At 39.5% G+C, this 23156-nt stretch carries 27 protein-coding genes, 1 riboswitch and 1 other annotated feature; of the genes, 4 read left to right on the forward strand and 23 right to left on the reverse strand.

Going from position 1 to position 23156, the window contains the following annotated elements:
* Positions 1 to 250: 250 nt before the first annotated feature.
* Positions 251 to 1090: a helix-turn-helix domain-containing protein gene (locus tag E2L03_RS00910; RefSeq protein ID WP_051667526.1), complete on the reverse strand. Its 840-nt coding sequence runs from the start codon at positions 1088 to 1090 to the stop codon at positions 251 to 253.
* 178 nt (positions 1091 to 1268) lie between these two features.
* The gene (locus E2L03_RS00915; protein WP_038480343.1) at positions 1269 to 1472 is read right to left on the reverse strand and encodes a helix-turn-helix transcriptional regulator; all 204 of its coding nucleotides are present in this window, start codon (positions 1470 to 1472) and stop codon (positions 1269 to 1271) included.
* Between the two features lie 157 nt (positions 1473 to 1629).
* On the opposite strand from E2L03_RS00915, the gene E2L03_RS00920 reads away from it, so the two are divergent.
* A complete protein-coding gene (locus tag E2L03_RS00920) occupies positions 1630 to 1926 on the forward strand; it encodes a type II toxin-antitoxin system RelB family anti-toxin (RefSeq protein ID WP_038485697.1) in 297 nt (98 codons plus the stop codon).
* Positions 1927 to 1940: 14 nt separating this feature from the next.
* Here the strand turns inward: E2L03_RS00920 and E2L03_RS00925 are convergent, their stop codons facing one another.
* Genes E2L03_RS00925 through E2L03_RS00940 form a run of 4 tightly spaced genes read right to left on the reverse strand, consistent with a single transcriptional unit; the run spans position 1941 to position 5141 of the window.
* Complete coding sequence (locus E2L03_RS00925) at positions 1941 to 2354, reverse strand: DUF2663 family protein (RefSeq protein ID WP_038480346.1); 414 nt, start codon at positions 2352 to 2354, stop codon at positions 1941 to 1943.
* A gap of 43 nt (positions 2355 to 2397) precedes the next feature.
* Complete coding sequence (locus E2L03_RS00930; protein ID WP_055737635.1) at positions 2398 to 2592, reverse strand: hypothetical protein; 195 nt, start codon at positions 2590 to 2592, stop codon at positions 2398 to 2400.
* Positions 2585 to 4102, reverse strand: a complete 1518-nt coding sequence (locus E2L03_RS00935) for a RecQ family ATP-dependent DNA helicase (RefSeq protein WP_124742158.1) — start codon at positions 4100 to 4102, stop codon at positions 2585 to 2587. Before E2L03_RS00935 ends, E2L03_RS00930 begins: the two co-directional genes overlap by 8 nt.
* A complete protein-coding gene (locus E2L03_RS00940) occupies positions 4089 to 5141 on the reverse strand; it encodes a YpbB family protein (protein WP_166740161.1) in 1053 nt (350 codons plus the stop codon). The genes E2L03_RS00935 and E2L03_RS00940 overlap by 14 nt, the downstream gene beginning before the upstream one ends.
* Positions 5142 to 5256: 115 nt before the next feature.
* On the opposite strand from E2L03_RS00940, the gene E2L03_RS00945 reads away from it, so the two are divergent.
* Both E2L03_RS00945 and serA read left to right on the forward strand, forming a co-directional pair.
* Complete coding sequence (locus E2L03_RS00945) at positions 5257 to 5511, forward strand: ferredoxin (protein ID WP_038480357.1); 255 nt, start codon at positions 5257 to 5259, stop codon at positions 5509 to 5511.
* Between the two features lie 146 nt (positions 5512 to 5657).
* Positions 5658 to 5865, forward strand: a binding site (T-box leader).
* A gap of 57 nt (positions 5866 to 5922) precedes the next feature.
* Positions 5923 to 7509, forward strand: a complete 1587-nt coding sequence (serA, locus tag E2L03_RS00950; protein ID WP_134258446.1) for a phosphoglycerate dehydrogenase — start codon at positions 5923 to 5925, stop codon at positions 7507 to 7509.
* A gap of 45 nt (positions 7510 to 7554) precedes the next feature.
* Here the strand turns inward: serA and E2L03_RS20170 are convergent, their stop codons facing one another.
* From E2L03_RS20170 to E2L03_RS01030, 17 genes are all read right to left on the reverse strand, one after another.
* Positions 7555 to 7728 carry a hypothetical protein gene (locus tag E2L03_RS20170; protein ID WP_158318527.1) on the reverse strand — a complete coding sequence of 58 codons (174 nt, stop codon included), beginning with the start codon at positions 7726 to 7728 and terminating at the stop codon, positions 7555 to 7557.
* Positions 7729 to 7781: 53 nt separating this feature from the next.
* Positions 7782 to 8333, reverse strand: a complete 552-nt coding sequence (locus tag E2L03_RS00955) for a cob(I)yrinic acid a,c-diamide adenosyltransferase (RefSeq protein WP_134258447.1) — start codon at positions 8331 to 8333, stop codon at positions 7782 to 7784.
* Between the two features lie 4 nt (positions 8334 to 8337).
* Positions 8338 to 9132: an ABC transporter ATP-binding protein gene (locus E2L03_RS00960; protein WP_055737630.1), complete on the reverse strand. Its 795-nt coding sequence runs from the start codon at positions 9130 to 9132 to the stop codon at positions 8338 to 8340.
* Position 9133: 1 nt separating this feature from the next.
* Positions 9134 to 10123 carry a FecCD family ABC transporter permease gene (locus tag E2L03_RS00965; RefSeq protein WP_307188698.1) on the reverse strand — a complete coding sequence of 330 codons (990 nt, stop codon included), beginning with the start codon at positions 10121 to 10123 and terminating at the stop codon, positions 9134 to 9136.
* 160 nt (positions 10124 to 10283) lie between these two features.
* A riboswitch (cobalamin riboswitch) is annotated at positions 10284 to 10413 on the reverse strand.
* A gap of 53 nt (positions 10414 to 10466) precedes the next feature.
* Positions 10467 to 12242: an ATP-binding protein gene (locus E2L03_RS00970; protein ID WP_124742161.1), complete on the reverse strand. Its 1776-nt coding sequence runs from the start codon at positions 12240 to 12242 to the stop codon at positions 10467 to 10469.
* Positions 12242 to 12958 (reverse strand): response regulator transcription factor, encoded by a 717-nt coding sequence (locus E2L03_RS00975; protein ID WP_038480367.1) that lies wholly within the window; start codon positions 12956 to 12958, stop codon positions 12242 to 12244. The genes E2L03_RS00970 and E2L03_RS00975 overlap by 1 nt, the downstream gene beginning before the upstream one ends.
* A 178-nt stretch (positions 12959 to 13136) precedes the next feature.
* Positions 13137 to 14327, reverse strand: a complete 1191-nt coding sequence (ccsB, locus tag E2L03_RS00980) for a c-type cytochrome biogenesis protein CcsB (protein WP_038480370.1) — start codon at positions 14325 to 14327, stop codon at positions 13137 to 13139.
* Positions 14320 to 15978 (reverse strand): cytochrome c biogenesis protein ResB, encoded by a 1659-nt coding sequence (gene resB, locus E2L03_RS00985; RefSeq protein ID WP_055737628.1) that lies wholly within the window; start codon positions 15976 to 15978, stop codon positions 14320 to 14322. Before resB ends, ccsB begins: the two co-directional genes overlap by 8 nt.
* Before the next feature lie 15 nt (positions 15979 to 15993).
* Positions 15994 to 16521 carry a thiol-disulfide oxidoreductase ResA gene (gene resA, locus E2L03_RS00990; protein WP_236702484.1) on the reverse strand — a complete coding sequence of 176 codons (528 nt, stop codon included), beginning with the start codon at positions 16519 to 16521 and terminating at the stop codon, positions 15994 to 15996.
* Between the two features lie 80 nt (positions 16522 to 16601).
* Positions 16602 to 17330 carry a pseudouridine synthase gene (locus tag E2L03_RS00995; RefSeq protein ID WP_055737626.1) on the reverse strand — a complete coding sequence of 243 codons (729 nt, stop codon included), beginning with the start codon at positions 17328 to 17330 and terminating at the stop codon, positions 16602 to 16604.
* A 141-nt stretch (positions 17331 to 17471) separates the two neighbouring features.
* The gene (locus E2L03_RS01000; protein ID WP_038480380.1) at positions 17472 to 18005 is read right to left on the reverse strand and encodes a spore maturation protein; all 534 of its coding nucleotides are present in this window, start codon (positions 18003 to 18005) and stop codon (positions 17472 to 17474) included.
* A complete protein-coding gene (locus E2L03_RS01005) occupies positions 18006 to 18578 on the reverse strand; it encodes a nucleoside recognition domain-containing protein (RefSeq protein WP_206698930.1) in 573 nt (190 codons plus the stop codon).
* 20 nt (positions 18579 to 18598) lie between these two features.
* The gene (locus tag E2L03_RS01010; RefSeq protein WP_134258448.1) at positions 18599 to 19744 is read right to left on the reverse strand and encodes a D-alanyl-D-alanine carboxypeptidase family protein; all 1146 of its coding nucleotides are present in this window, start codon (positions 19742 to 19744) and stop codon (positions 18599 to 18601) included.
* A gap of 210 nt (positions 19745 to 19954) precedes the next feature.
* Entirely contained in the window at positions 19955 to 20305 is a 351-nt protein-coding gene (gene spoVAE / locus E2L03_RS01015) for a stage V sporulation protein AE (RefSeq protein ID WP_038480388.1), read from the reverse strand.
* Positions 20302 to 21321, reverse strand: a complete 1020-nt coding sequence (gene spoVAD / locus E2L03_RS01020) for a stage V sporulation protein AD (protein WP_038480391.1) — start codon at positions 21319 to 21321, stop codon at positions 20302 to 20304. The genes spoVAE and spoVAD overlap by 4 nt, the downstream gene beginning before the upstream one ends.
* On the reverse strand, positions 21321 to 21791 hold the full coding sequence (spoVAC, locus tag E2L03_RS01025) for a stage V sporulation protein AC (protein WP_038480393.1): 471 nt from the start codon (positions 21789 to 21791) through the stop codon (positions 21321 to 21323). The genes spoVAD and spoVAC overlap by 1 nt, the downstream gene beginning before the upstream one ends.
* A 12-nt stretch (positions 21792 to 21803) precedes the next feature.
* A complete protein-coding gene (locus tag E2L03_RS01030; RefSeq protein ID WP_051667529.1) occupies positions 21804 to 22232 on the reverse strand; it encodes a YhcN/YlaJ family sporulation lipoprotein in 429 nt (142 codons plus the stop codon).
* Positions 22233 to 22390: 158 nt separating this feature from the next.
* Between E2L03_RS01030 and E2L03_RS01035 the strand changes: the two genes are divergently transcribed.
* Positions 22391 to 23074: a DUF421 domain-containing protein gene (locus tag E2L03_RS01035; RefSeq protein ID WP_038480395.1), complete on the forward strand. Its 684-nt coding sequence runs from the start codon at positions 22391 to 22393 to the stop codon at positions 23072 to 23074.
* The last annotated feature ends 82 nt before the right edge of the window (positions 23075 to 23156 follow it).

Genomic DNA, 23156 nt, shown 5'->3' on the forward strand with positions numbered 1-23156 from the left:
ACTAAAAAGGTATCCCTTATAGGAATACCGCCCATTACATCTATACAGAATCAATCAGAATTCTGGGACATTTTAAGTAACAGAATAGCCATAACTACCGCAAGTACGACAGCCGTTAAACCGATTCCTAAAATTGCAATTAATTGACCCGCGCTCATGCTCATCTTTCCTTTCACTCCTTGAAAGCATTTTCTTCTCTTCCTTAGTATAGCATAAGACAAGGAACTTTCAAAGGTGAGCATCCTCTCTCCTAAGTCCTACATAAAGCTAACAACGCATCAATTTGATCCATTTTCACTCGATTCTTTTCGATATAAAGCAACTTTTTTGCTTTTTTTAAATAGATACGTGCGTCATGATAATGAAATCGTTTTAATAGGCATTGTCCATATATAAAGAAAAATTGAGCTAGTCCAATAAGAACTTGGTAGTCCAAACACATTTGTTCTCCAGCTAAACAATAGTGTTCTGCTTCAGCATAATTACCTTTTTTAAATAAGTATTCGGCGTTACCGAGGTAAGCGCGGATGTACAAAGAAACGTAATGAACGTGAGGCGATTGTTCATCTAACCGATGAAGCAATGTTTGAAAACAATGATACGCATCTTCCTCCATCCCAACCTGATCATAGATAGCACCTAGATCAGCAAGCATATAAAGTTTGTTACACATTGTTTCCTCTGTATCATAAGCCTTTTTTAATTTAGCAATAGCCTCTTCTGTTGCTTGATTCGTGTAATGTGCACAAAGCGCTTCATGCCATAGGGAAAAAGGGTCATCTGAGGATAAATTAGCGGCTTCTAATTGTTCCCGAACGTTTTCGTATTCACCTTTCATTGCATCAAGTCTTATTTGATCTTTAGTCGTTTGAGAACAATGAGCATGTTCAAGCTGGTTTTCGAAGAAATAATTCATGTCGACGTTTAAACGTTGGGCAATGTGAAAGAGCGTTATGCTAGAAGGGTTTAGTACACCTTTCTCAATGTTACTAATTTGTGCTTGTGTGCAAATGCTTTTTGAAAGTTCCGCTTGCGTCAAAGCATTTTTTTTTCGAAGATGACGAACTTTCCGAGCGATTTCCCCTTTCATTTTTAAAACCTCCTGACATTAGGAAAAAGCAGGCACTCTGCTTTTGGAAAAATATTCTTTAAATCTGATTATAAAGGCTCTAATCTAGAATTCCTACCTTTTTTTGAAAAAATAATTAATAAATCATTTTCTGAAAATAATATTAAAATAAAAAAACCTTTAAAAAGGTCTTAAGCTGTTACTTATTTATCTCATCTAGGAATAGATCATCAGGAGTCATCGTAAACACATTGGCAATTTTCACTGCTAATTCATATGATAGCCCTCTTTTTCCATTTTCAATTTGCCAATAAAATGGTGTACTGACATGAATCTGTTTTGCTACTTGTTCCAGAGTCATATGATGTTCTAACCGCACTTTTCTTAATTTAGTCCGCTGCATCTGATCACCCCACTAATTAATTAACCACAAGTTAACTAGATTATACTATTAATTGGTAATGCTGTAAATCATAAGTTTCTATTTAGTTAACAATTGTTTTCGTTAGCGATCTGTTAACTTATAATGAAAGAGACGAAATGAAGGAAGGGTGTATGTGATGGCGATTGATTCTAAGCGATTAAAGCAATTGCGTAAAGAACAGAAATTGACACAAGAACAGCTTGGGCGGCTTATCAATGTCACAAAGGTATCAATCTCAGGCTATGAAAATGGTAATCGAACGCCAGACACAGATACTATTAACCGCATTGCTGATGTATTTGGTGTGACGACTGACTACCTTTTTGGTCGAACTGACCGGAGAAAACCGGCCTTTTTGTACGAACCTGATTTAACGGAAAATGAAGAACAGTTGCTTCGTGAGCATTTACAAACCTTACGAAAGAATAAATAAGTAGTGGCGACTCTTTAAGAGCGAAAATAGAGGTTAATAGAAAATTGTTGTTCCATTTCGTTTAAATAAGCTTCTTTTTCCCTATGGGACAAATGGTCAGGCATTATTTCATCTAAACGATCGATACATTCTTGTCTTAGAGTCTCGAATTCAGATTCTTTTTTGTCTGTTTTTTTCTTGCAGTTCAGCATTTGGCCAATGAGAACGATTAAACATACGAGTAACATCAAAGGAACTGGCGTAATAAGTAGGGTTGAAAATGAGGATGCTCCTGTTTGGATAAGCGGACTTATACTAATACCAAAAAATAAGCTTGTACATAGAGTTGCTCCTGCATAACGCTTGCTTTTCTTTTCAAAACGTTCGAGGATCCGCTTGCGATTAACGAGCTCCTGTGTCATGTGCCCTACTGTATCTACCTGTTGCACTCTATCACCTCTTTTTGTAAAAGGTATGTCTTACAAGTGCAAATTAGACTAAAAAGAGAAACGCCATGACTAAAATTGCTCCAACTAAACTAAAAAATAGGGCAAACAAAATTCTCGGCAAAAATAGTGGCTTCTTTTTCGTTGTTTTGCTTCGTTTGCGTTTTTGAGCATTCATGCGAGATGGTAGCCGATTCTCTTCACTTAACTCCTCAAACTCTTCCATTTTTACCTCATTCACCTTTTGTACCCCTTTCTATATACGGTTGATTAAAGATATAGGCAAGCTCTTCATCCCATTGAAAGAGACCCTTAGCTGGTTGTTTCTTTTGTTTTTGAAACGAATCGAGGGTCGCTCCACAAATATCACAACAATTGGCCTGCAACCTTGCATGCTCATCAAAAGGACGAAGCAATAGGTTACGTCTGCACTGATCGTAATTTTCACTATATACCGTCATCGTATCAAGACGCTGTTGCCTTGTTTGTTCTTGTTTTTCAAAGTACGCTTTTAATTTAGTAATGGTTTCGTGTTGATTCTTCCATGTTCCTTTATCATCTACGATTACGCCCCATTTTTCAAGTAAAAATAAAATCATCTGACCTTGCTCACCGTACGATTGCTCAAGCCTTATTCGCAATTCACTTTTATTGGTAAAAGGCATTGCAAGAATGTGCGGCAATGCTTCTAATGACCCCCTCTCTTCAACTCGATTTTGAATAAGTCGAGATGCATAAAATGGATCTTCAGGCGAAAGAAGAACGAGGGCTAAGCTTGGTAAACCGTCTCGCCCAGCCCGACCAATCTCTTGTAAATAAGATGCAACATCAAGGGGTTGTTGTAAATGAATAATGAAACGAATGTCTTGTTTGTTTACACCCATTCCAAAAGCATTTGTTGCACAGATTAAATCTAACTGATTTGAAAGAAACTGCTCCTGTACGAGCATACGATCCATGCTATCCATACCACCGTGGTAATAGCCTATTGAAAGCTCTGGACAATCTCGCTGAAGTTGTTCACAATACCACTCAGCTTGTGCTCTTGTTTGCGCGTATACTAAACCAGGTAGCTCATATTGTTGAACAATCTGTTTGAGTCGAATTACTTTTTGTTCAGTCGTTTCATACTTTTCAACAAATAAAGTGATATTTTCACGATTCACACGATCGAGAATTTCAACTGGCTCTCGTAATTGAAGCTGATTTTTTATATCTGTGCGAACGGTCTCATCAGCGGTAGCTGTAATGGCTAAAGTCGGTGGATGGTCAAGCAGCGCCTTCACTTCTCTTAACCGTAAATAATCTGCGCGAAAATCATGCCCCCAATAGGAAATACAGTGCGCTTCATCGATAACAAAATACGAAATCTGCTGCTTGCTTAGCGCGTTCAGTACATCTTGTGCTTGGAGCATCTCAGGTGACAAATAGACAATTTTATAGTCATTCACTTGTTGAAGAAGCTTTTGCCGTTCTTGTTTTGAAGAAAAACTGTTAAGCGCTACTACTTGTTTGCGACCTGCTTTTTTTAATTGTGCCACTTGATCTTCCATAAGAGAAAGTAGTGGTGAAACGACAATTGTTAATCCCTCCGCTAAAAATGCAGGAAGTTGGTAGCATAAAGACTTTCCTCTACCAGTAGGTAACATGGCAAACACATCATTACCCGCCATGAACGCTTCAATAATTTCTTTTTGGCCTTCTTTAAATGACTGAAAACCAAACAATCGTTGTAAGTCACGCTCTAACATACTGATTCCTTTCTCTCTTTGCTAAAACGAGGCGAATTTGAAAATAACTTACGTGCTCCCCCATTTTGTTTCGTATGTCTCTAAGTTTCATATCGGCTTGCTGATGCAAAACCGTTTCAATTTGCTTTTGCATAGAGTGATGCACAAACGGCTCGATTGAAAATTGATTGTCACTCATTGCAATTTCAACAACATGATCTTCCACTGTTGCTGGTTTTAGCTTTCGAATCGCTGCGATGCGTTCTAGTTTCATATTTTGATCTAATAGCTGCTTTGTTTTATTTGCAGACGCAGTTAATCGACTCACTTCATTATGTGCAAAGCATTGCGATAAAACCGGATAGGTATCATGCTGGTTGTATGCACAGGAACAAAACGTATGAATGACCGCCTGAGTACGAAGCTGGACCTCTAACGCGTCAAGCTTATAAATCTGTGCAAGCTGCGCTTTTGTTAGGCCTACCCGTTTTGGTCTAGAAAGCTGTCGAACAAATAGTTCAGCGTTTAGTGTAGACTGCTCACGTAAAATGGTGTCACATTCCCAATAAAGTTGATTGTTTAATGGCGTTACATCATGTTCATACTGTTTTAAAATGCCACGTACCCATTGTTGGTTCCAAACATTATGAGTTGTTGGCGCAAATGGCGCTTTTTCATATACGTGATTAAGTGATTGAATGAGCAATGAGAACCGTTCCCAAAAACGGCGTTCCACTTTACCAAACATCCACCCGTTTAATTGATATAAATAAGAATGCCCACGAAGATAGGCATCTTTTTGAGCCTCTGCCTTTTTCGTTGGCACACACACTTCGTTCTCAAACGTAATGATTTGATTCGTCTCTAGGGTTTCAAGTATATGTTGGAATGCTTCTTTTGTTAACTGTGGCAACGTGCCAAAAAGATAGAGTTGATTAAAAAACGTGCCATCTTGAACCGTTTGTATCGTTCGCTTTCCTTGTAGAAGATGATACGCAGCCATAGCTGAACGTTTCCCTCGGAATAACGCAAGTGCTGTAACGATTAGGTCTTCTCTCATAAGTAACCTCCATCCGTCCATCCTTTTATTTTAGCAAAGCTTTTTGCTTTTTTCATTGTTAAAAACTAAATATCTGCTACAATGGAATCCATTAGAGTCAAAGAGGAGTAAAAGGATGACAAACAAATGCTTTACCATTGTAGATATGGATACATGTATTGCATGTGGTGCATGCGGTGCTGTTGCTCCTGATATCTATGATTACAATGATGAAGGGCTGGCTTATGTCTACATAGACGATAATACTGGATCTGCGTTAATCCCGGATATTCTTGTAGACGATGTTATTGATGCGAAAAATGGGTGCCCAACGGATTCAATTAAAATTGCATCAGCACCGTTTGATGGAGACCCAATGAAATACGAATGAAATAAACATAGAATGTGAAATCTTTCGTTATATAAGCAAAATATTCTTCAGAGAACTTGTTTTTTACAATATTAATATCAAATGACGAATAATTAGTGGTTGACGTTCAAACCTTTTATATGGTACAGTACTAAAAACTGAATCGTTTAAATACAATGATGAAGAGATGACAAGATAACGGTTGATGCAGAGAGCTGATGGTTGGTGAAAATCAGTGATACCTTCTTGAATAGCACTTCTGAGTAGGCTTATCGAATAACAGTAGGTAAGTTCCGGAATCTCCGTTATGAATTGAGTTATGTAATGAATGTATTTACATAAATGAGGGTGGTACCGCGCTTAATCGCCCCTCACAGCTTTCAATGGAAAGCTGTGTTTTTTTTATTTTTTTTTAAAAGGAGAGAAACAGAAATGGACAAAGAGAGACAGTATCGCGTTTTAGTAGCAGACAGTATGAGCGAAGCAGGGTTAGCACCACTATTACAAGCATCAGACGTTCGTGTTGATCAAAGAAGTATTCAAGATGCAGACGATCTAGCACAATATGATGCCCTTCTAATTCGTAGCGGAACAACTGTAACAGAAAAAACACTAGCACAAATGCCAAATGTAAAAATCATCGCCAGAGCCGGTGTAGGTGTTGATAACGTTGATGTGCAAGCCGCTACTAAGCACGGTGTTGTCGTCATCAATGCCCCTGATGGAAACACGATTTCAACTGCAGAGCACACATTTGCGATGATGTGCTCGTTATTACGTAACATCCCTCAAGCAAACGCATCATTAAAAGATGGGAAATGGGAACGCAAATTGTATCAAGGAGCAGAATTAAATAAAAAAAAGCTCGGTATTATTGGATTCGGTAGAATTGGTACGCAACTTGCTCGTCGCGCGAAAGCATTTGAGATGGAAGTAGTGGTTTACGATCCATTCTTAACAGTGGAACGAGCGGAGAAATTAGGCATTCAAAAAACAGATTTACACGATGTTTTACGGAAAGCGGATATTATTACTGTCCATACACCACTAACAAAAGAAACAAAAGGTTTATTAAATATGGAAACCATCCCATTAACGAAAAAAGGTGTTTATTTAATCAACTGTGCAAGAGGTGGCATTATTGATGAAAAGGCCCTTTATCATTTTCTAGAAACTGGCCACGTAGCCGGAGCAGCTTTAGATGTGTTTACAGAAGAACCAGTAACAGATCAAGCGCTTATTAAACATCCTAACGTTGTCGCAACACCACATATTGCAGCCTCTACAAAAGAAGCACAGCTAAATGTGGCGTCACAAGTGGCAGAAGAGGTTCTTGCTTTTCTTCAAGGAGAGCCAGCAAGAAATTCCATTAATCTGCCCACTCTATCAAAAGAGCTTTATGAACAAATTAAACCTCAGTATGATTTAGCAAGAACGATGGGTTCGTTATTATCACAACTAATGCGCATTCCTGTCCAAGAAATTAATGTGTACTACAGCGGGTCAACAACTCAAGGAGATACGAGCATTTTAACAAGAAGCTTAATGGCTGGTTTTTTACAGCCACGAGTGGATGCCGCTGTCAATGATGTCAATGCGTCATTAATTGCTAGAGAGCGTGGCATTAATTATGGTGAAAAGCAGCTGACCGATCATTTTGGTTACGAAAATCTTATCCATGCTGTAGCGGTTGGTGAAGAACGTTCGTTTGAAATAAAAGCAACGTATATTAAAGATTATGGTCCTCGTATTGTTTCTCTTAACGAATTTTCTGTTGATATTGTCGCCCACGGGCATATTCTTTATATTCAGCACTTTGATCGTCCAGGTGTTATTGGCAAAATGGGGCAGTTACTAGCGCAGCACGATGTCAACATTGCAACAATGCAAGTTGGTCGGAAATCTGTTGGTGGCGAGGCCATAATGCTCGTAAATGTAGACAAACATGTTGAAGATGGAATCGTAGAGGAACTTGTAAAATTCGATGAAATTAAACTTGTGCATGTGATTGATTTATAAAGATGAAGAAACGGTTCACGCTTATCATGCGTGGACCGTTATTCTTCATGCGTACACATCATCCATTAAAGAAATACTCTTCACGCTATTATATTCGTCACTTCTAACGATTCGTTCTTCTTCTATCATCCATTTTACGCTAAAGAAAAGTAACCCGATAACGAACATCAGCATAAACACAATGCTAAACCGTTTAACAAAATCAACCATTGATGCCATAAAAGCCTCCCACTTTTTTTCTCCATGGGAACTATATGAAAACTATTTGTTTTTTATGAATCGAAATGCTTCTCCCCTTCATAAGCTACATCAACTACTCCTGTTTGTTTATTTGCTAAGCGAGCTAAAGTGAAGAGGTAATCAGATAGGCGATTGATGTACACTTGAAGTTCTGGATGAATACCCGATTCTAGTTGATTTACTCGTCGCTCTGCCTTCCTTGCTTCTGTACGACAAACATGCAGTGCACAAGCAGTGGCGCATCCTCCTGGTAAAATAAAATACTCAAGTGGTTCCATTGACTCTGTGTGCGCATCAATTCGTTGCTCCAATTCTTCGGTGTGAGCAGCAGTGATTTTATACGGGATCGTCTCTTTTACGTTTGCTAAATCAGTCCCGTAATCAAATAATTGATTGGATACAATCATTAATTCTGTTGAGATGTTTGATAAATGCTCCTGATGTGCACAATAGATCGCTTGGCCAATGACGCTATTTAATTCATCGACTGCACCAATCGCCTCAATTCGATTATCTGTTTTATTCAGTCGCCCTCCTAAAACGCTTGTTTTTCCTTTATCGCCACCTCGAGTGTAAATCTTCATGTTTTCATCCTCCGCCATCTACATAATAGGGTAGTACACTAAATTGTTTACGACCTGAATGCTGTTCGATTGTTTCTGAAAACGGCGTCCCATAAAGGGTCCTCAACCTATCCCTTGTTAGTTGTTGCTGTGTTTCGCCATAACCTTGAACATTTCCTGCTTTTAAAAGCAGGACGTTATCACAATATAAACTAGCTAAATTCACATCGTGTAAAATACAGACAACGGTTAAAGCATTTTTTTTGACTTGCTGATGTAAGTAATCCATAAGCACTACTTGGTGCGCAAGATCTAAGTGATTGGTCGGCTCGTCAAGTAATAAAAGTTCGGGTCCTTGCGCTAAAGCTTGCGCAAGCCACACTCGCTGTCGTTCTCCTCCACTGAGTGTCAGCATAGAACGATGTGCTAAGGTGTTCACTTTCGTTTCTTTCATCGCATGGTCAATCATGATTCGGTCTGCTTTAGAAAGCTGTGGGAGCAAACCATGTAAATATGGATAACGCCCCAACTCAACAACACTTTGAACCGTTGTATGAAAAGCGGAAAAAGGTTCTTGAGTTAAAACAGCTAGTTTACGCGCTCGCTGTTTTGCCTTCATTCTTTCAAGGGGCTCATCATTAAAAAGCACTTGGCCTGATTGAAACGACTTAACTCCTGTTATCCCTTGAAGTAAAGTTGTTTTTCCGCTGCCATTCTCACCTAAAATGCCCACCATTTCTCCTTTTTTCACAGAAAACGAAATATTGTTTAACACTGTACGATCTCCGTAGCGAACACTCACCTCTTGAACATCTAACATATTAAGCCCCCTGCTTTCGTTTATTTTGCCGATAAAGCATCCAAGCAAAAATAGGAGAACCAACAAGTGCCGTAATCACACCAATTGGTAGTTCAGCTGGTGCCACGATTGTTCGAGCTGTTAAATCAGCAAGAATTAAAAACCCACCACCTGTTATTCCTGCTAAAGGCAACACATGTTGATGATTAGAACCCCATAAAAGTCGAACCATATGTGGTATAACGAGCCCAACAAAACCGATTGTTCCGGATACTGCTACTGCACTTCCGGTTAAAAGCGTTGCCGCTAAAAGAATAACAAATTTCTTTTTCTTAACAGCAACACCTAAATAGTGGGCACTCATTTCCCCGTACATTAGCGCATTTAATTCATTCCGACAAAACCAAACAAGTATAAATCCAAGTGCTAAAAATGGTGAAATTAAATACACATAAGACCAGCCGCGCATGCCTACACTGCCCATGAGCCAATGAATAATGTGACGAAGCTCTTCTTGTGAAAGAGCCACCATTAATGATAAGCAAGCACCTAAAAAAGAACTTGCAATAATACCTGTTAAAATAATGGTTTCTGTTGCAAGCGAGCGTTGCACAAGACGAGTGAAAGACAGGACGAGGCATAGGGTCACAAAGCCAGAAACGATTGCAACAACCGGTAAGGTCCATATGCCGATAAAGCTAAGTTGAAAAAAAATAACCGTGACAGCTCCCAGTGCCGAACCTGATGAAACACCAATCGTAAAAGGGTCTGCTAACGGATTTCGTAAAAGCCCTTGAAAAGCAGCTCCTGCAATTCCTAAAGAGGCACCGACTAGAAACGCTAGCAGCACCCGTGGCAGTCTGATTTGCATAATAATTTGTGTATGACTATCCGTCAACTCGACACCAAGTGGGAGACGCGCCCCTTCTTGAACAATCGTTAAAAAAACGGTTCGTACTGGGATATGTACACTCCCTAAGCTTATAGCGAGTAGAAAAATAATGACAACCAAACAAATAGAGAAAAGGTAAGGTCCTATCGTCCTTATCCACGTCGTGTGAGCTTTCATTTTTCACTCCTTGCTTTCCTCAAGACAAAAAAAGCAGCACATATGAACGTATGTGCTGCTTCAACATTGCTACTTTTAACAATGGTTCTTTAGTCCACGAAAGATTACGTTCTACATAACGGCAGGTTGTCTGACTTATACGAGTACGTATTTACAGTGGCGGGTCCGTGCTAGATTTTCACTATCTTCCCCTGTTAGACAGCGCTTAGGCTGTATCCGTTTAGACGTTATTGGTTTCTTTTAGACTACCACGGTTTTGTTTCTTATGAAACAAAAAAGATCGTCTTTATTCGCCATCTCTATTCATTTTTCGAGGAATCGTGAACCGAAAGACTGTACCATCCCCTACTTTACTTTGGACTGATATCGTACCGCCGTGGGCTTCAACAATGTTTTTTGCTATTGCTAAACCTAGTCCAGTACCACCGCGCTGTCTAGTCCGTGCCTTGTCCGCTTTATAAAACCGTTCAAATACGTAAGGTAAATCTTCTTCAGGAATCCCAGAACCTGAGTCATGTACAGAGAAAATGTTCGCTTTTTCATCTCGTTCATAGCTAAGGTGCACATAGCCGCCTTTCTCAGTATGACGAATGGCATTATGAATGAGGTTCGTTAATACTTGCTCTATGCGATCCGGATCAAATAATGCGGTTGTATCTTTTTGCTCATACAATAGCTGGATATCAATTTCTTCAGATTTTACGTAACTAGAAAACTTACGGACGATTCGCTCTAAGTAATCCTGGAGCCCCATTTCCTCCATATTTAACTCAATATACCCTGCTTCCATTCGAGCTAAATCTAGTAATTCATTGACTAGCCGCCCCATTCGTAACGACTCATCGTAAATAATTTGTGCTACTTCTTTTTGTTCCTTTTCCGTAGATGTGACGCCATCGACGATTGCTTCACTATACCCCTGTAGCATAGAAATAGGCGTACGTAATTCGTGTGAAACATTCGCGATAAAATCTTTACGTAACTTATCGTGTCGACGCTCTTCTGTCACGTCTCGCACAACAGCTACAGCACCACGGATATATTGACCTTCGTATAATGGCGCCATTAAAATAGCCATGCTTCTTCCTTGAACTGTTTTTTCAAGCAGTTCTTCATGCTCTTGTTCAACAACACGTTCAAAAAGAGGTCGCAATTGTGTTGGTACTTTTACTTTTGACCCTACGTCCGCCTCGCCTTCCTCATACAGCATCATTTGGATGACATGATCAGCTTGCGGGTTGGTAATTCGAATTAAACCGTGTTTATCAAATGTTATGACACCATCAGCCATACTTAATAAAATTCTCGATAACTGTTCCTTTTCCTGATTTAGCTCAGAAATGTTGCGATTCAATTCTCTACGCATCCGATTAAAGGCAATAGCAAGCTGACCAATTTCGTCTTGAGTCAAAATCGGTACTTTAGTATGGAACTTCCCTTGAGCTACTTCTAACGCAGCTTGCCTCATAATTCGTATCGGAGCCGTGATACGTGAGGATAAGAAAAAGGCAAAAATTGTTGTTAAAATAAGCGCGATACCTGCGGACAAATAAATGAGTCTACGCGTTTCAGATGCCGCTTCTTCAATAGCCGATAAAGGCTGATAGAGAAAAATCATGGCGTCTAGTTCATCTGTTTGCACAGGTGCTCCTAAAATAATCATTTCTGTTTTGTCATCTTCGCCTCCAGCAAGTGAGTAACTTTCGGTTTCAATCACACGTTCATCGAAAGAAGACCATCCTTCAATTAATTCAGAAGCAATCATTTCGCCTTCGCGACCTGCAGCTGTACTCCATACTCCTGTTTGGCTATCTACAAGCAATAGATCAACCGAAAACTCCTGACTAATCGTTTCTAAATACTCATATGAACCATCAAGACCATCGTGACTTTCTAGCGTTGAAATAGCCATATTTGCATAGCTATTAAGCCTTGTTTCAGCCTCTTCAATTGTACTAGTTTCCGTAAAGCGAAGCATCATCACCATTAAAACCGTTAATACGACCGTAACAAGTAAAAGAATGGTCAACCAAAGCTTCCCTACTACACTTTGCCAGAGCATTAGCCGCTAACTGCCTCAAATTTATAACCGACACCCCAAACCGTTGATATAATGGCTGAAACTTCTGGTGACACTCGATTCAATTTCTCTCGTAAGCGTTTAATGTGGGTATCCACTGTTCGCAAATCGCCAAAAAACTCATAGTTCCAGACGTCCTTCAATAGCTGTTCTCTTGAGAAAACCTTGTCTGGCGATTGAGCTAAATAATAGAGCAGTTCATATTCTTTTGGTGTTAAATTAATTTCTTGTTGATTTACACTTACACGATGGGCATCGTTATCAATTGATAACGGACCAAAAACAAGCAAATCCTTTGTTTGCGTATCTGTTTGAACAAATTGAGTAGCAGAAGCTCGTCTTAGCATTGCTTTTACTCGCAACACAACTTCCCGTGGGCTAAACGGTTTAACGATATAATCATCTGCACCAACTTCAAATCCTTGTACCCGATTTGCTTCTTCTCCCTTTGCTGTTAGCATCATAACCGGAGTAGATTTTGATAGTCGTAGCTGTTGGCACATTTCGATTCCATCCATACCAGGCATCATTACATCAAGTAAAATTAAATCATAGTCCACTTCAAGTGCTTTAGCGAGAGCCTCTTCACCGTTTGTTGCTTCATCTATTTGATAGTCTTCTCTTTCTAGATACATTTTTAACAATCGTCGAATACGATCTTCATCATCTACAACTAAAATACTTGGTTGATAATCCATTATAGACCTCCTCAATACCTATCTTTATTCATTATGAACATGCTGGAGCTGTTTTAGTATACGATCCTCTTTAGTCTACCACGGTTGAAAAACAAATCGCCAATCTTGAAGCGCAATTTTCCACAAAAAAAAGAATTGCTACAAATCATTTGTAACAATTCCGTCATCATTCGTTTCCTTACGAAGCGTAGGAATGTAACCCAGCAATAACTAAGTTAACAAAAACGAGGTTGAACATAATAATAGCGAATCCAATAACGCATAGCCAAGCGGATTTTTCTCCGTGCCAGCCTTTGTTTAAGCGTAAGTGAAGATAGGCGGCATAGAACAAAAACGTAATTAATGCCCATACTTCTTTTGGATCCCAACCCCAAAAACGTGACCAAGCAATTTGTGCCCAGATCATAGCAAAGATTAATCCTCCGAGAGCGAAGACAGGGAATCCAATCGCAATAGCGCGATAGCTAAATTCATCTAATGTTAAAGGATTTGTTACTTTTAATAGCGGTTGTATGGCTAAACTAATCCGTTTACGAATAAGAAGACGAATCACCCAGTACAGAACGGCACCAATGGCAAACGCCCAAATTAATGTGTTAAAATCACTTGCTTCAATATTGCCCGGTACAGCAAAGAATGGATCCATTCCATTTTCTGTCTGACTTTCCCATTGATTTGGTCCTACAATCGGTGGTACTTCATATACCATCGTTGCCTCTTGTTCATTTTCATCTATATAGCTAAACGTTACTTCATAATCTGCTGCCGCAAAGCCGTGGGCAACAAGAGAATGAGCAACTACACATAGTAGCCCGTACATCATAAGCTCAATAATACGTGGCTTCCAACTTTTTTGCTTTAAATCAAGGGTACGAATTAAATAGGCTAATCCCGCTGCAAAACCAATTGCAAGCAACCCTTGTCCAATTGCGGTTGTAATAATATGTAACTTTAACATGAGTGGCATTTGCAGTGATGGCACAAGTGGTGCAACAGCTGTTGAGAAGGTTGACGCATACACAATGAGTAGCATCACTGTTGGCATCGTAAACAACCCTACCACATCGGCACGAGCTGGATAAATAAAATAAATAATACAAAATGCAAGGGAAATGGCAATAGCTAGCGCTGTCATGTATTCGAACATATTGCTCACAGGTGCATGACCAGAAACCGACCATCTAGCAAAAAAGTAGCCAAGGGAAAGCGCTAAACCAAGTAAAGAAAACACCAAACCCCATTTGCTTGCTTTTGTTTGCTTTTGCTCTTGTTCTTTACGTTGTTTTGCTAATGATAAGGCAAATAAAACCGTTGCCGTTAAAAAAGCAAAAAAAGCAAATAGCAATAAATTAAAACTTAGATTAAGCATGTTTATCTCCTTTTTGCCCCGAAACGTCCGCTGAACCATCTGATTCCTTTTGTTCTTCTTGATCCATCGGAGTTAACAAGTTCGTATCTTCAAGACTTTCACTTAGTTCTTTTTGAAAAGAAAGCCAGTTACGATTCGTATGACCTGCAATCCATACTTTTCCATCTGTTTGCTGAATCCAAACACGTCGATGTGCCCAATAGGAGCCTTGAACAAGACCAATAATAAAAATGCTACCACCTGCAATTAATAGAGGTAATGTTTGATCTTTTCGTACCGTTAAAATACTAACATTCGCTAATTCCACATCAACAAATGTCATTTTGTACTCGTTTTCCTGCAATGGCTCTAAGTTTTGCTGAATTCCAACAACACTTGTCTCTCCTTCAGGCGTGTCTGGTGTTATCATTTCAAATATGAAATACGGATTATCCGGAATATTGTTACGGGTTGACGGCTCATTATTTGAGTTCATATAAAAATTAGGGAAATAGTTTACTAGCCGTACTTCATAGCCGTCGCCTAAATCATAGGTTCCTTCTGGATTAATAAGGTTAATCGTTAACTCGCCAAACGTTTCATTTGTTTCTTTTTGTTCCAATGTAAACGTCATTTCATGCAGTTCATTTTCACGATAGTCGGTTTGATAAAGAGAAAAGGAATCAAACTTTAGCGGATCGTTTACAAAGATGTTTTTTTCATCTACTTTTTCAATTGAATCATCCCCAAGAATTCCCGATCTCTTGTATAACACTGCGTCGGTCATAAATGATTCTGTGACAAGTCCATTACTGTTGGCGAATGCATCTTGGAAACGATCATCTTCAGGGTCATAATAGTCAATTGAAAAGCCACGGTTTTCCACGAGATACTCCGACGCCTCCGGAACAGGCGCACGCTCTCCTTCACGAATCCACATCGTCGTATCCACATACATACCTGGTAAATAGCGCATTAAGCAACCAGCTAAAAATAAAATTAAGCCTACATGATTGACATAAGGGCCCCAACGAGCGAACCGATTTTTCTCAGCTAATAAATTGCCATTTTCTTCGCGTATAGTATAACGCTTCTTCTTTAACGCTACAGTCACTTTTTCTAAATCGTCTGAGGTTGATGCTGACGCTTTTGTTGCAGCAAACAGACGTTGACGTGTCATAAAATGAGCGTGACGTGTTACTCGCTGAGCTTTTAATGCTTTGTATAACGGAATGCCCCGGTCAAAACTAGCCACAACAATGGAAACCGCTAAAGCAACGATTAAAGCTATGTACCACCAAGAACTGTAAAGTTCGTTTAATCCTAGATTATAATAAAGTAAACCAATCGATCCATATTCTCGCTCATAAAAGGTCGCAGCATCTTCTATACCAGGACGGAGATTTTCCTGAGGAAACAACGTCCCTACTGCTGAAGCTACAAGTAGAATGATAATAATCCATATACCGACTTTTACTGATGAAAAAAAAGCCCAAATCTGATCCAGTATCGTTCGTCTTTGTTTTTTAGAACGGATGGCTGCCCCTTCATAGCGCATGTTAACACCTTCGGATTTGGCCTCGTCTGTTAGAGGTTTTCCGCAAGCTGCACACATGTCTGTTCCTTCTTTATGAATATGACCGCATTCACACGTTTTAAGTTTGTCTTTCATTTTTTCACCCCCGTCTTACCCCTCGGGTACTACCTTTTCAAAAAACTCCCTTACCATTACCTCTGTCATTTCACCTTGATAATAGTGTTGAACTTCACCATGTTCATCAATGACCAGTGTTGCTGGCAAAGGTCGAATACCATAAGCTCTTGTAACCTCTTGTCTTCTGTCAATAGCAATGGGAAACGATAACTTATGGCGAGATACAAATGTATCGACTGTTAACTCAGACTCGTCCACATTGATGGCAATCATTTCAACGTCACCTTTATAGTCTTTATATACATTTTCAATATGAGGCATTTCTCGTTCACATGGTTCACAATAAGTGGCCCAAAAATTAACAAAGACCCCTTTTCCTTCTTGCTGTGCCATTTCAAAGCGATTATCGTCTAAATCCCGCAAAGCAAAGTTTTCAGCTTGATCTCCTGCGCGAACGACCCCATCGTTTGATTGAGAATTGGCATAAAACGTATAGCCAACTGCACCCGCAATGATTAGTAAAATCATTAGTCGAGTGATTGAACGCTTTTTTTTACTCAACGGATGCGCCCCCCTTTCCATTTGTGAACGTTTTCGTACAGTTCTATTATAACGTGGGACAGAAATGAATTAACATTTTTTTATGACGGTTTCGTGACAGCCATTTCTTTTAATTGTTTGACTTCCATTGGTTTAATGACGCGATAGTCACCTGAATTTAAGTTACCTAATGTTAAAAAACCAAACCGTTCTCGCTTTAACTTTTCTACTTGGTAACCGAGGGCTTCCATCATTCTACGAACTTGTCGATTCTTTCCTTCATGAATAATGATACGGATAATCGCGGTGTTTTTTTTGCGATCACTTGATAGCATTTTGACTTTTGCAGGAGCTGTTACCCCGTCTTCTAACTTTATGCCAGTTTCAAGCTGTTTTAACTCTTTTCGATCAGGTATGCCCTTAACTTTCACAACATATTCTTTTTCAATTTTAAATTTTGGGTGCATTAATAAATTGGCAAATTCGCCGTCATTTGTTAATAACAATAACCCTGATGTGTCATAATCCAAACGACCAACAGGGTAGATACGCTGGGATACATCAATTAAATCCGTTACCTTTTTTCGTCCTTTCTCATCGTTTGATGTGGAGATAACACCAGTGGGTTTATAAAGTAAATAATAAACAGGCTCTTCTTTGTCCAAGGGAACACCGTCTACTTCAACTCGATCTTTATTTGGATTTACTTTCACACCTAATTCTGTCACCTTTTTGCCGTTCACTTGTACACGACCAGCCGTAATATACTCTTCTGCTTTTCGTCTTGATGCCACGCCTGCTTGAGCGATAACTTTCTGTAATCGTTCCATCTTTCTCACCTCTTGCATCATCATAACGACTTTTCTTTACTGTTACAAGTAGCTCGTAAAAGAATACGCCTTCAAAAAACAAAAAACGCGTTAGATAGAAGCCTCCTTGCAAGCTTCCTTCAAACGCGTTTCATCTAAATATTACGATCCAAAAATAAGGCTGACAATAAAAATAGCGGCAATAATGCCTACTAAATCTGCAAGTAAACCTACTTTTAACGCATCACCCATCTTTTTAATCCCTACTGCTCCAAAATAGACCGTGAGAATATAAAAAGTCGTATCTGTACTTCCTTGTAAGGTCGCTGCTAGTCGCCCAATGTAAGAGTCAGGTCCATGTACAGCGGTTAAGTCCGTCATTAACCCAAGTGCACCTGTACCAGAAATGGGTCTTAACAACGCTAAAGGAACAATATCAGCAGGAACGCCAAACCAAGACAGGAATGGCGCCATCGCCGAAACGAGAGCTTCCATTGCGCCCGAAGCACGAAATACGTAAATAGCAACGAGCATACCCACTAGGTAAGGAATAATAGAAACAGACATTCCAAAGCCTTCTTTTGCACCTGAAACAAACGTCTCGTATGTAGGAACTCTTCGAAGTGTAGCAATAAGAATAACCGCACCGATAAGTACAGGGATCATCCACACCGATAGCGCCGTTAACCATTCCATTTAAGAGGACCGCCCCTTTCGGCTACGTAAGTAATAAAAAAACCGATCAATACAAATCGCGCCAATCATTGCGCACCCAGAAGCAAAAATAGTCGTGCTGACGATATCTGTCGGCGCTTCAGATTCATACGACATCCGAATGGAGATGACAGTTGTAGGAACAAGAGTTAAACATGCCGTATTAAGAGCCAAGAGCGTAATCATTGAACGACTTGCTTCGTCCTTCCCTCCGTTCAATCGTTTCAATTCTTCCATCGCTTTTATCCCCATCGGTGTAGCTGCATTCCCTAATCCAAATACATTAGCAGTTAAGTTCGACAAAATGTAGCCCATTGCTGGATGATCCTTTGGTACTTCTGGAAAGACTTTTCGGGCAAGCGGATGGACGAGTTTGGCTAATTGCTTTAAAATACCTGCTGTTTCGGCTACTTTCATTAATCCTAGCCAGAAAGTTAGGACGCTTATTAGTCCGATACAAATCGCAACCGCTTCTTTTGCACCTGTAAAAACCCCTTCGGTTACTTCGCTCATCGTTCCATTTATCGCTGCATACACTAAGCCAATGAGTAACATTCCTGCCCAAATATAGTTAATCACGTAGTACCAGCTCCAATAACAACCGTAAACAGCTGTCGAATGGTTTGCAAAAACGAACGCTTTTCTTCTTTCTCCCCTTCTTCATAATAAAGAGGGGTACTTTCTAGTTCTTCTCCATTCGCCACAAACATCATTTTCCCTACAGGATGTTGAAGTTCTTCATTTGTAAACCCTTCTTTAGGAGGAGCTTTTAGTTCAAGTTTAGGCTTTATCGCCGTTTTTTCATTTTCACTTAACGGGTAAACCAGTGGATGTTTTACAGTGAGATGATCTTCATAAAATGCATCTGCCCTTACATTAAGCGGCCCAGCTTCGATTAAAGTGTGTAGCTTAAATTGCTTAAAACCCCAGTTAAATAAGTTCATGTGATCGTCCCAATCGTTTGGATCGTTGAGAGTAACCGTAATTAAGTTCAGTCCGTCTTTACTAGCTGTAGAAACAAGAGTACGTTTTGCAAGCTTCGTATAACCTGTTTTTCCTCCTGTAGAATAATCATACTTCTCTGTTAACAACCGATTCTTATTATGAAATACACGTACATGTTCACCTTGAGAGCGGTATTTTTTTGTAGATGAAATCGTTTGAAACGTTTCATTTGTCATTGCATACTGGGTTAATATGGCCATATCATAAGCGCTAGACAAATGGTCGTCGTGCGTATCTAATCCATGGGGATTACGGAATAACGTATTAGACATGCCAATTTCTTTTGCTTTTTCATTCATTAAATAAACAAATCCATCTACACTGCCACCAACGTGCTCAGCAATCGCAATTGCTGCATCATTTCCACTTCTCATCATTAACCCGTAAACTAAATCTTCTAGCTTCATTTTTTCTCCTGAAACTAAATAGAGAGAAGATCCTTCTGTCCCTTCTGCATGCTTTGAAACAAGAACAGTCTCATCTAATTTGCCTGATTCAATAGCCAAAATTGCCGTCATGATTTTTGTGATACTAGCTATTTTTAATGACTGGTGTTCATTTTTACCATAAAGGACACGTCCTGACTCTTGCTCCATTAAGATTGCAGCCTGTCCAGATATAGGAAATGTCACTTGCTCTTTTCCATACATACTGTCTATCGGTAAGTAAAGTAAAAAGCACCAAATAAGTAAACATACCGTTCCTTTTTTTATCATGAGTCCGCTCAACTCCCGCACAGTTTATATAGAAATTTATGCGGCCAAGCCTTATTTATGACTAGCATCTTTCTACTTAACTTACTGAATGATAAAGCGATATGCGGTTTAGAACGTACTGGTTAAGCTTTATCGAGCTTTTCTTCGACAAAAACATTAAAAAGCTAGTCCAAACAGTTAACCCATTTGAACTAGCCTATGTCTATTTTTTCATCCTTTTGGTTTAAAAATAAGAGCAGCAATAAAACCGAAAATGATTGCCGCCGAAATACCGGCACTCGTTATTTCAAAAATACCTGTGATAATACCAATTAAACCAACTTGATTCGCCTCTTCCATTGCACCCTGAACAAGGGAATTACCAAAACTTGTGATCGGCACAGTTGCTCCCGCTCCTGCAAAATCAACTAACGGTTCATATAGACCAAAACCTGCTAGAACAGCTCCACTAACAACTAAAGTGGACATAGTATGAGCTGGCGTTAATTTGACGACATCCATTAACAACTGACCAATGACACAAATAACTCCTCCAACAAGAAACGCCCACAAAAAAATCATAATGCGCCTCCTTTTGGTGATTCAATAACAACAGCATGAGCAATACATGGAATAGTTTCTTTTTGCTGGAACGATAGTGGTGATAAAAGTGCGCCGGTAGCAACGACGAGCAAGCGGCGAATCTCTCCTGACTTCACTTTATTTAGTAAATGTCCATACGTCACAACTGCAGAACAACCTGGCCCACTTGCCCCGGCTAATACAGGCTGATCCTCTTTGTAGAGCATTAACCCACAATCTTGAAAGCGATCGTGCCCTAATTCATAGCCTTTTTGTTTGAGCAAGTCCCGGCAAATCGGCAGTCCGATTTGACCTAAATCACCTGTGACAATAAGATCATAATCATCTGGACCTCGGTGGAACTCTTTGAAATGAGTCTCAATCGTGTCGGCTGCTGCGGGCGCCATTGCTCCACCCATATTAAATGGATCAGAGATACCCATATCAATCACTTTTCCCATCGTCGCCCCAGTCACTCGTGGACCATCACCTGTTTTAGCCACAAGTGCTGCACCTGCAGCCGTTGCTGTCCATTGAGCTGTTGGTGGTTTTTGACCCCCGTATTCAGTTGGGTAACGAAATTGTTTTTCCGTTGCTGCATTATGGCTCGATGCGACACTTACGACATGATGAGCACCACTTCCATTAATTAGAAATGAGCCTAGCGCAAGCCCTTCCATCGAGGTGGAACAAGCACCAAACATACCTAAATAAGGAATGGCTAATGATCGACCTGCAAAGCTAGACGGGGTTAATTGATTCACTAAATCCCCGGCTAATAGAAAATTTACATCTTCTTTTTTAACAGATGCTTTCTTTAATGCTGTTGTAACAGCGCCTTCTACAAGAATCGTCTGCGCTTTTTCAAATGATTTTTCGCCAATCCACAGTTCATCATGTACCAAATCAAATGCCTCTGGAATAGCGCCGTTCCCCTCGAATGGACCACCAACCGTTCCAGTAGAAATAATGACAGGCTGGTTATCAAATCGCCAACTTTGTTTTCCAACTAACATTAGATCACCCCCGCATTAATAAGAAGGGTTTTTATTAATGAAATAACGAATGCAGCTACCGTTCCAAAAACAATAACGGAACCAGCTAACTTAAACATGTTGCCACCAACGCCGAGAACATAACCTTCTGTTCGATGCTCAATGGCTGCGGACGCAACCGAATTGGCAAACCCTGTAACAGGCACAGCGGTTCCAGCACCTGCAACTTGGGCAATACGATCGTAAAATCCAAGACCTGTAATCAAAGTCGCAATAAAAATTAATGTGGCAACAGTCGGATTACTAGCGCTTTTTTCTGTAAAATCAAAGAATGTGTAATAAAATACTTGTAAACACTGCCCAATGACACAAACGGCACCGCCAACGAAAAATGCGATGATACAGTTCTTTAATACGGGCCTTTTTTTCTCGTATTTTTTTGCTACCTTTTGATACTGTTCTTGCTCTGGTGATTGCTTTTTCTTAGCCACTCATTTCCCTCCTTACTCTTTTAAATGTTCTTCAATCCGTTTTAACTGTTTTTTTACTTCTGATTTCGCTAAATGATCGGTTTTAATCGCTTCCTCTGCTTTAGCTAATTCCTTATAAATTTTTTTATCTGTTGAAATATGGATAGTCGCATTCGGATAGAGTGCTTTAACAGAATCAAATGCTTTTTTACGTACTTTTTTCAAATGGAAACGATCCTTCTGTTTTATGTGAAGTGCCATAATCATATCTTCTTCGTGTTGAATGCCTCGCACACTTACAACTTCGTCCATTTTCAGCAATTCTTCCTTTACACGATCAGATTCTGCTTGTTCTTTACCAGCAGAAGACTGTAGCATAAATGCTTTCCCTTGCTCATCTTCATAAGCTGTACAAGCTGTAAGTAGCGTAATAAGTATAATGGCTAGTGTTTTTTTAAACATGTCATCACCTCCAAGTATTCAAGCTTTTCGCTTATTAGGGTGTATCAGTTACATTTATTTACACATGAAATTATTGACAATTGTTTCATGGAATAGCAGCCAGACTAGGTAAGACACTAACAGTAGAAAGGATGTTACTAACATAGGGTGAGAGCATCATGCAAAGCTATATATCATTAACAACCGAACTGATTGTAGGTTTTTTCGCACTATTAGTGTTATCTAAAGTTCTCGGTAAAAATCAAATTACTCAGCTAACACCGTTTGATTTCATTTCCGCACTGGTCATTGGCGAGCTATTAGGAAACGCCATTTATGATGACGACATCCACCTTGTCTATGTGCTTTACGCGATTTTTATTTGGGGTTCCCTCATCTATTCCATTGAAATGATTACGCAAAAGTTTCGATTTACAAGAGGTCTGCTTGAGGGGTCTCCTTCCATTATTATCGCAAAGGGTCGTATTCAATTTGATGAGCTACGCAAAAACAAATTAGATTTAAATCAGCTTCAACACTTATTAAGAGAGAAGGGCGTTTTTTCAATTCGAGAAGTTCAATATGGGATCTTAGAAACAAATGGAACGGTCAATATCCAGCTTAAACATGCCTTCCGTTCACCATCTAACCAAGAGATGGCGATTAAGGGTGTTGATCAAAGCTTACCTATTCCTCTCATTATGGACGGTGAAATTATTTATGAAGGGCTTAAAAAAATCAAAAAAAACGAAAGCTGGCTACATGAGCAAATTCAAAAGAGAGGCTTTCCTTCTCATAAAACAATCTTTTATGCAGAGTGGCTAGACGATCACTCCATTTACATGCAGAACTATACACCATAAATTCAGCTGAAACTTTTGATTGAAAAAGTCGTATTAAGGGTAGTAACGAGAATATAATTGTGTTCATCTCCTTTCTTTGTAT

The sequence above is a fragment of the Shouchella oshimensis genome, assembly GCF_004375095.1.
Classification (GTDB): Bacteria; Bacillota; Bacilli; order Bacillales; family Bacillaceae_D; genus Shouchella; species Shouchella oshimensis.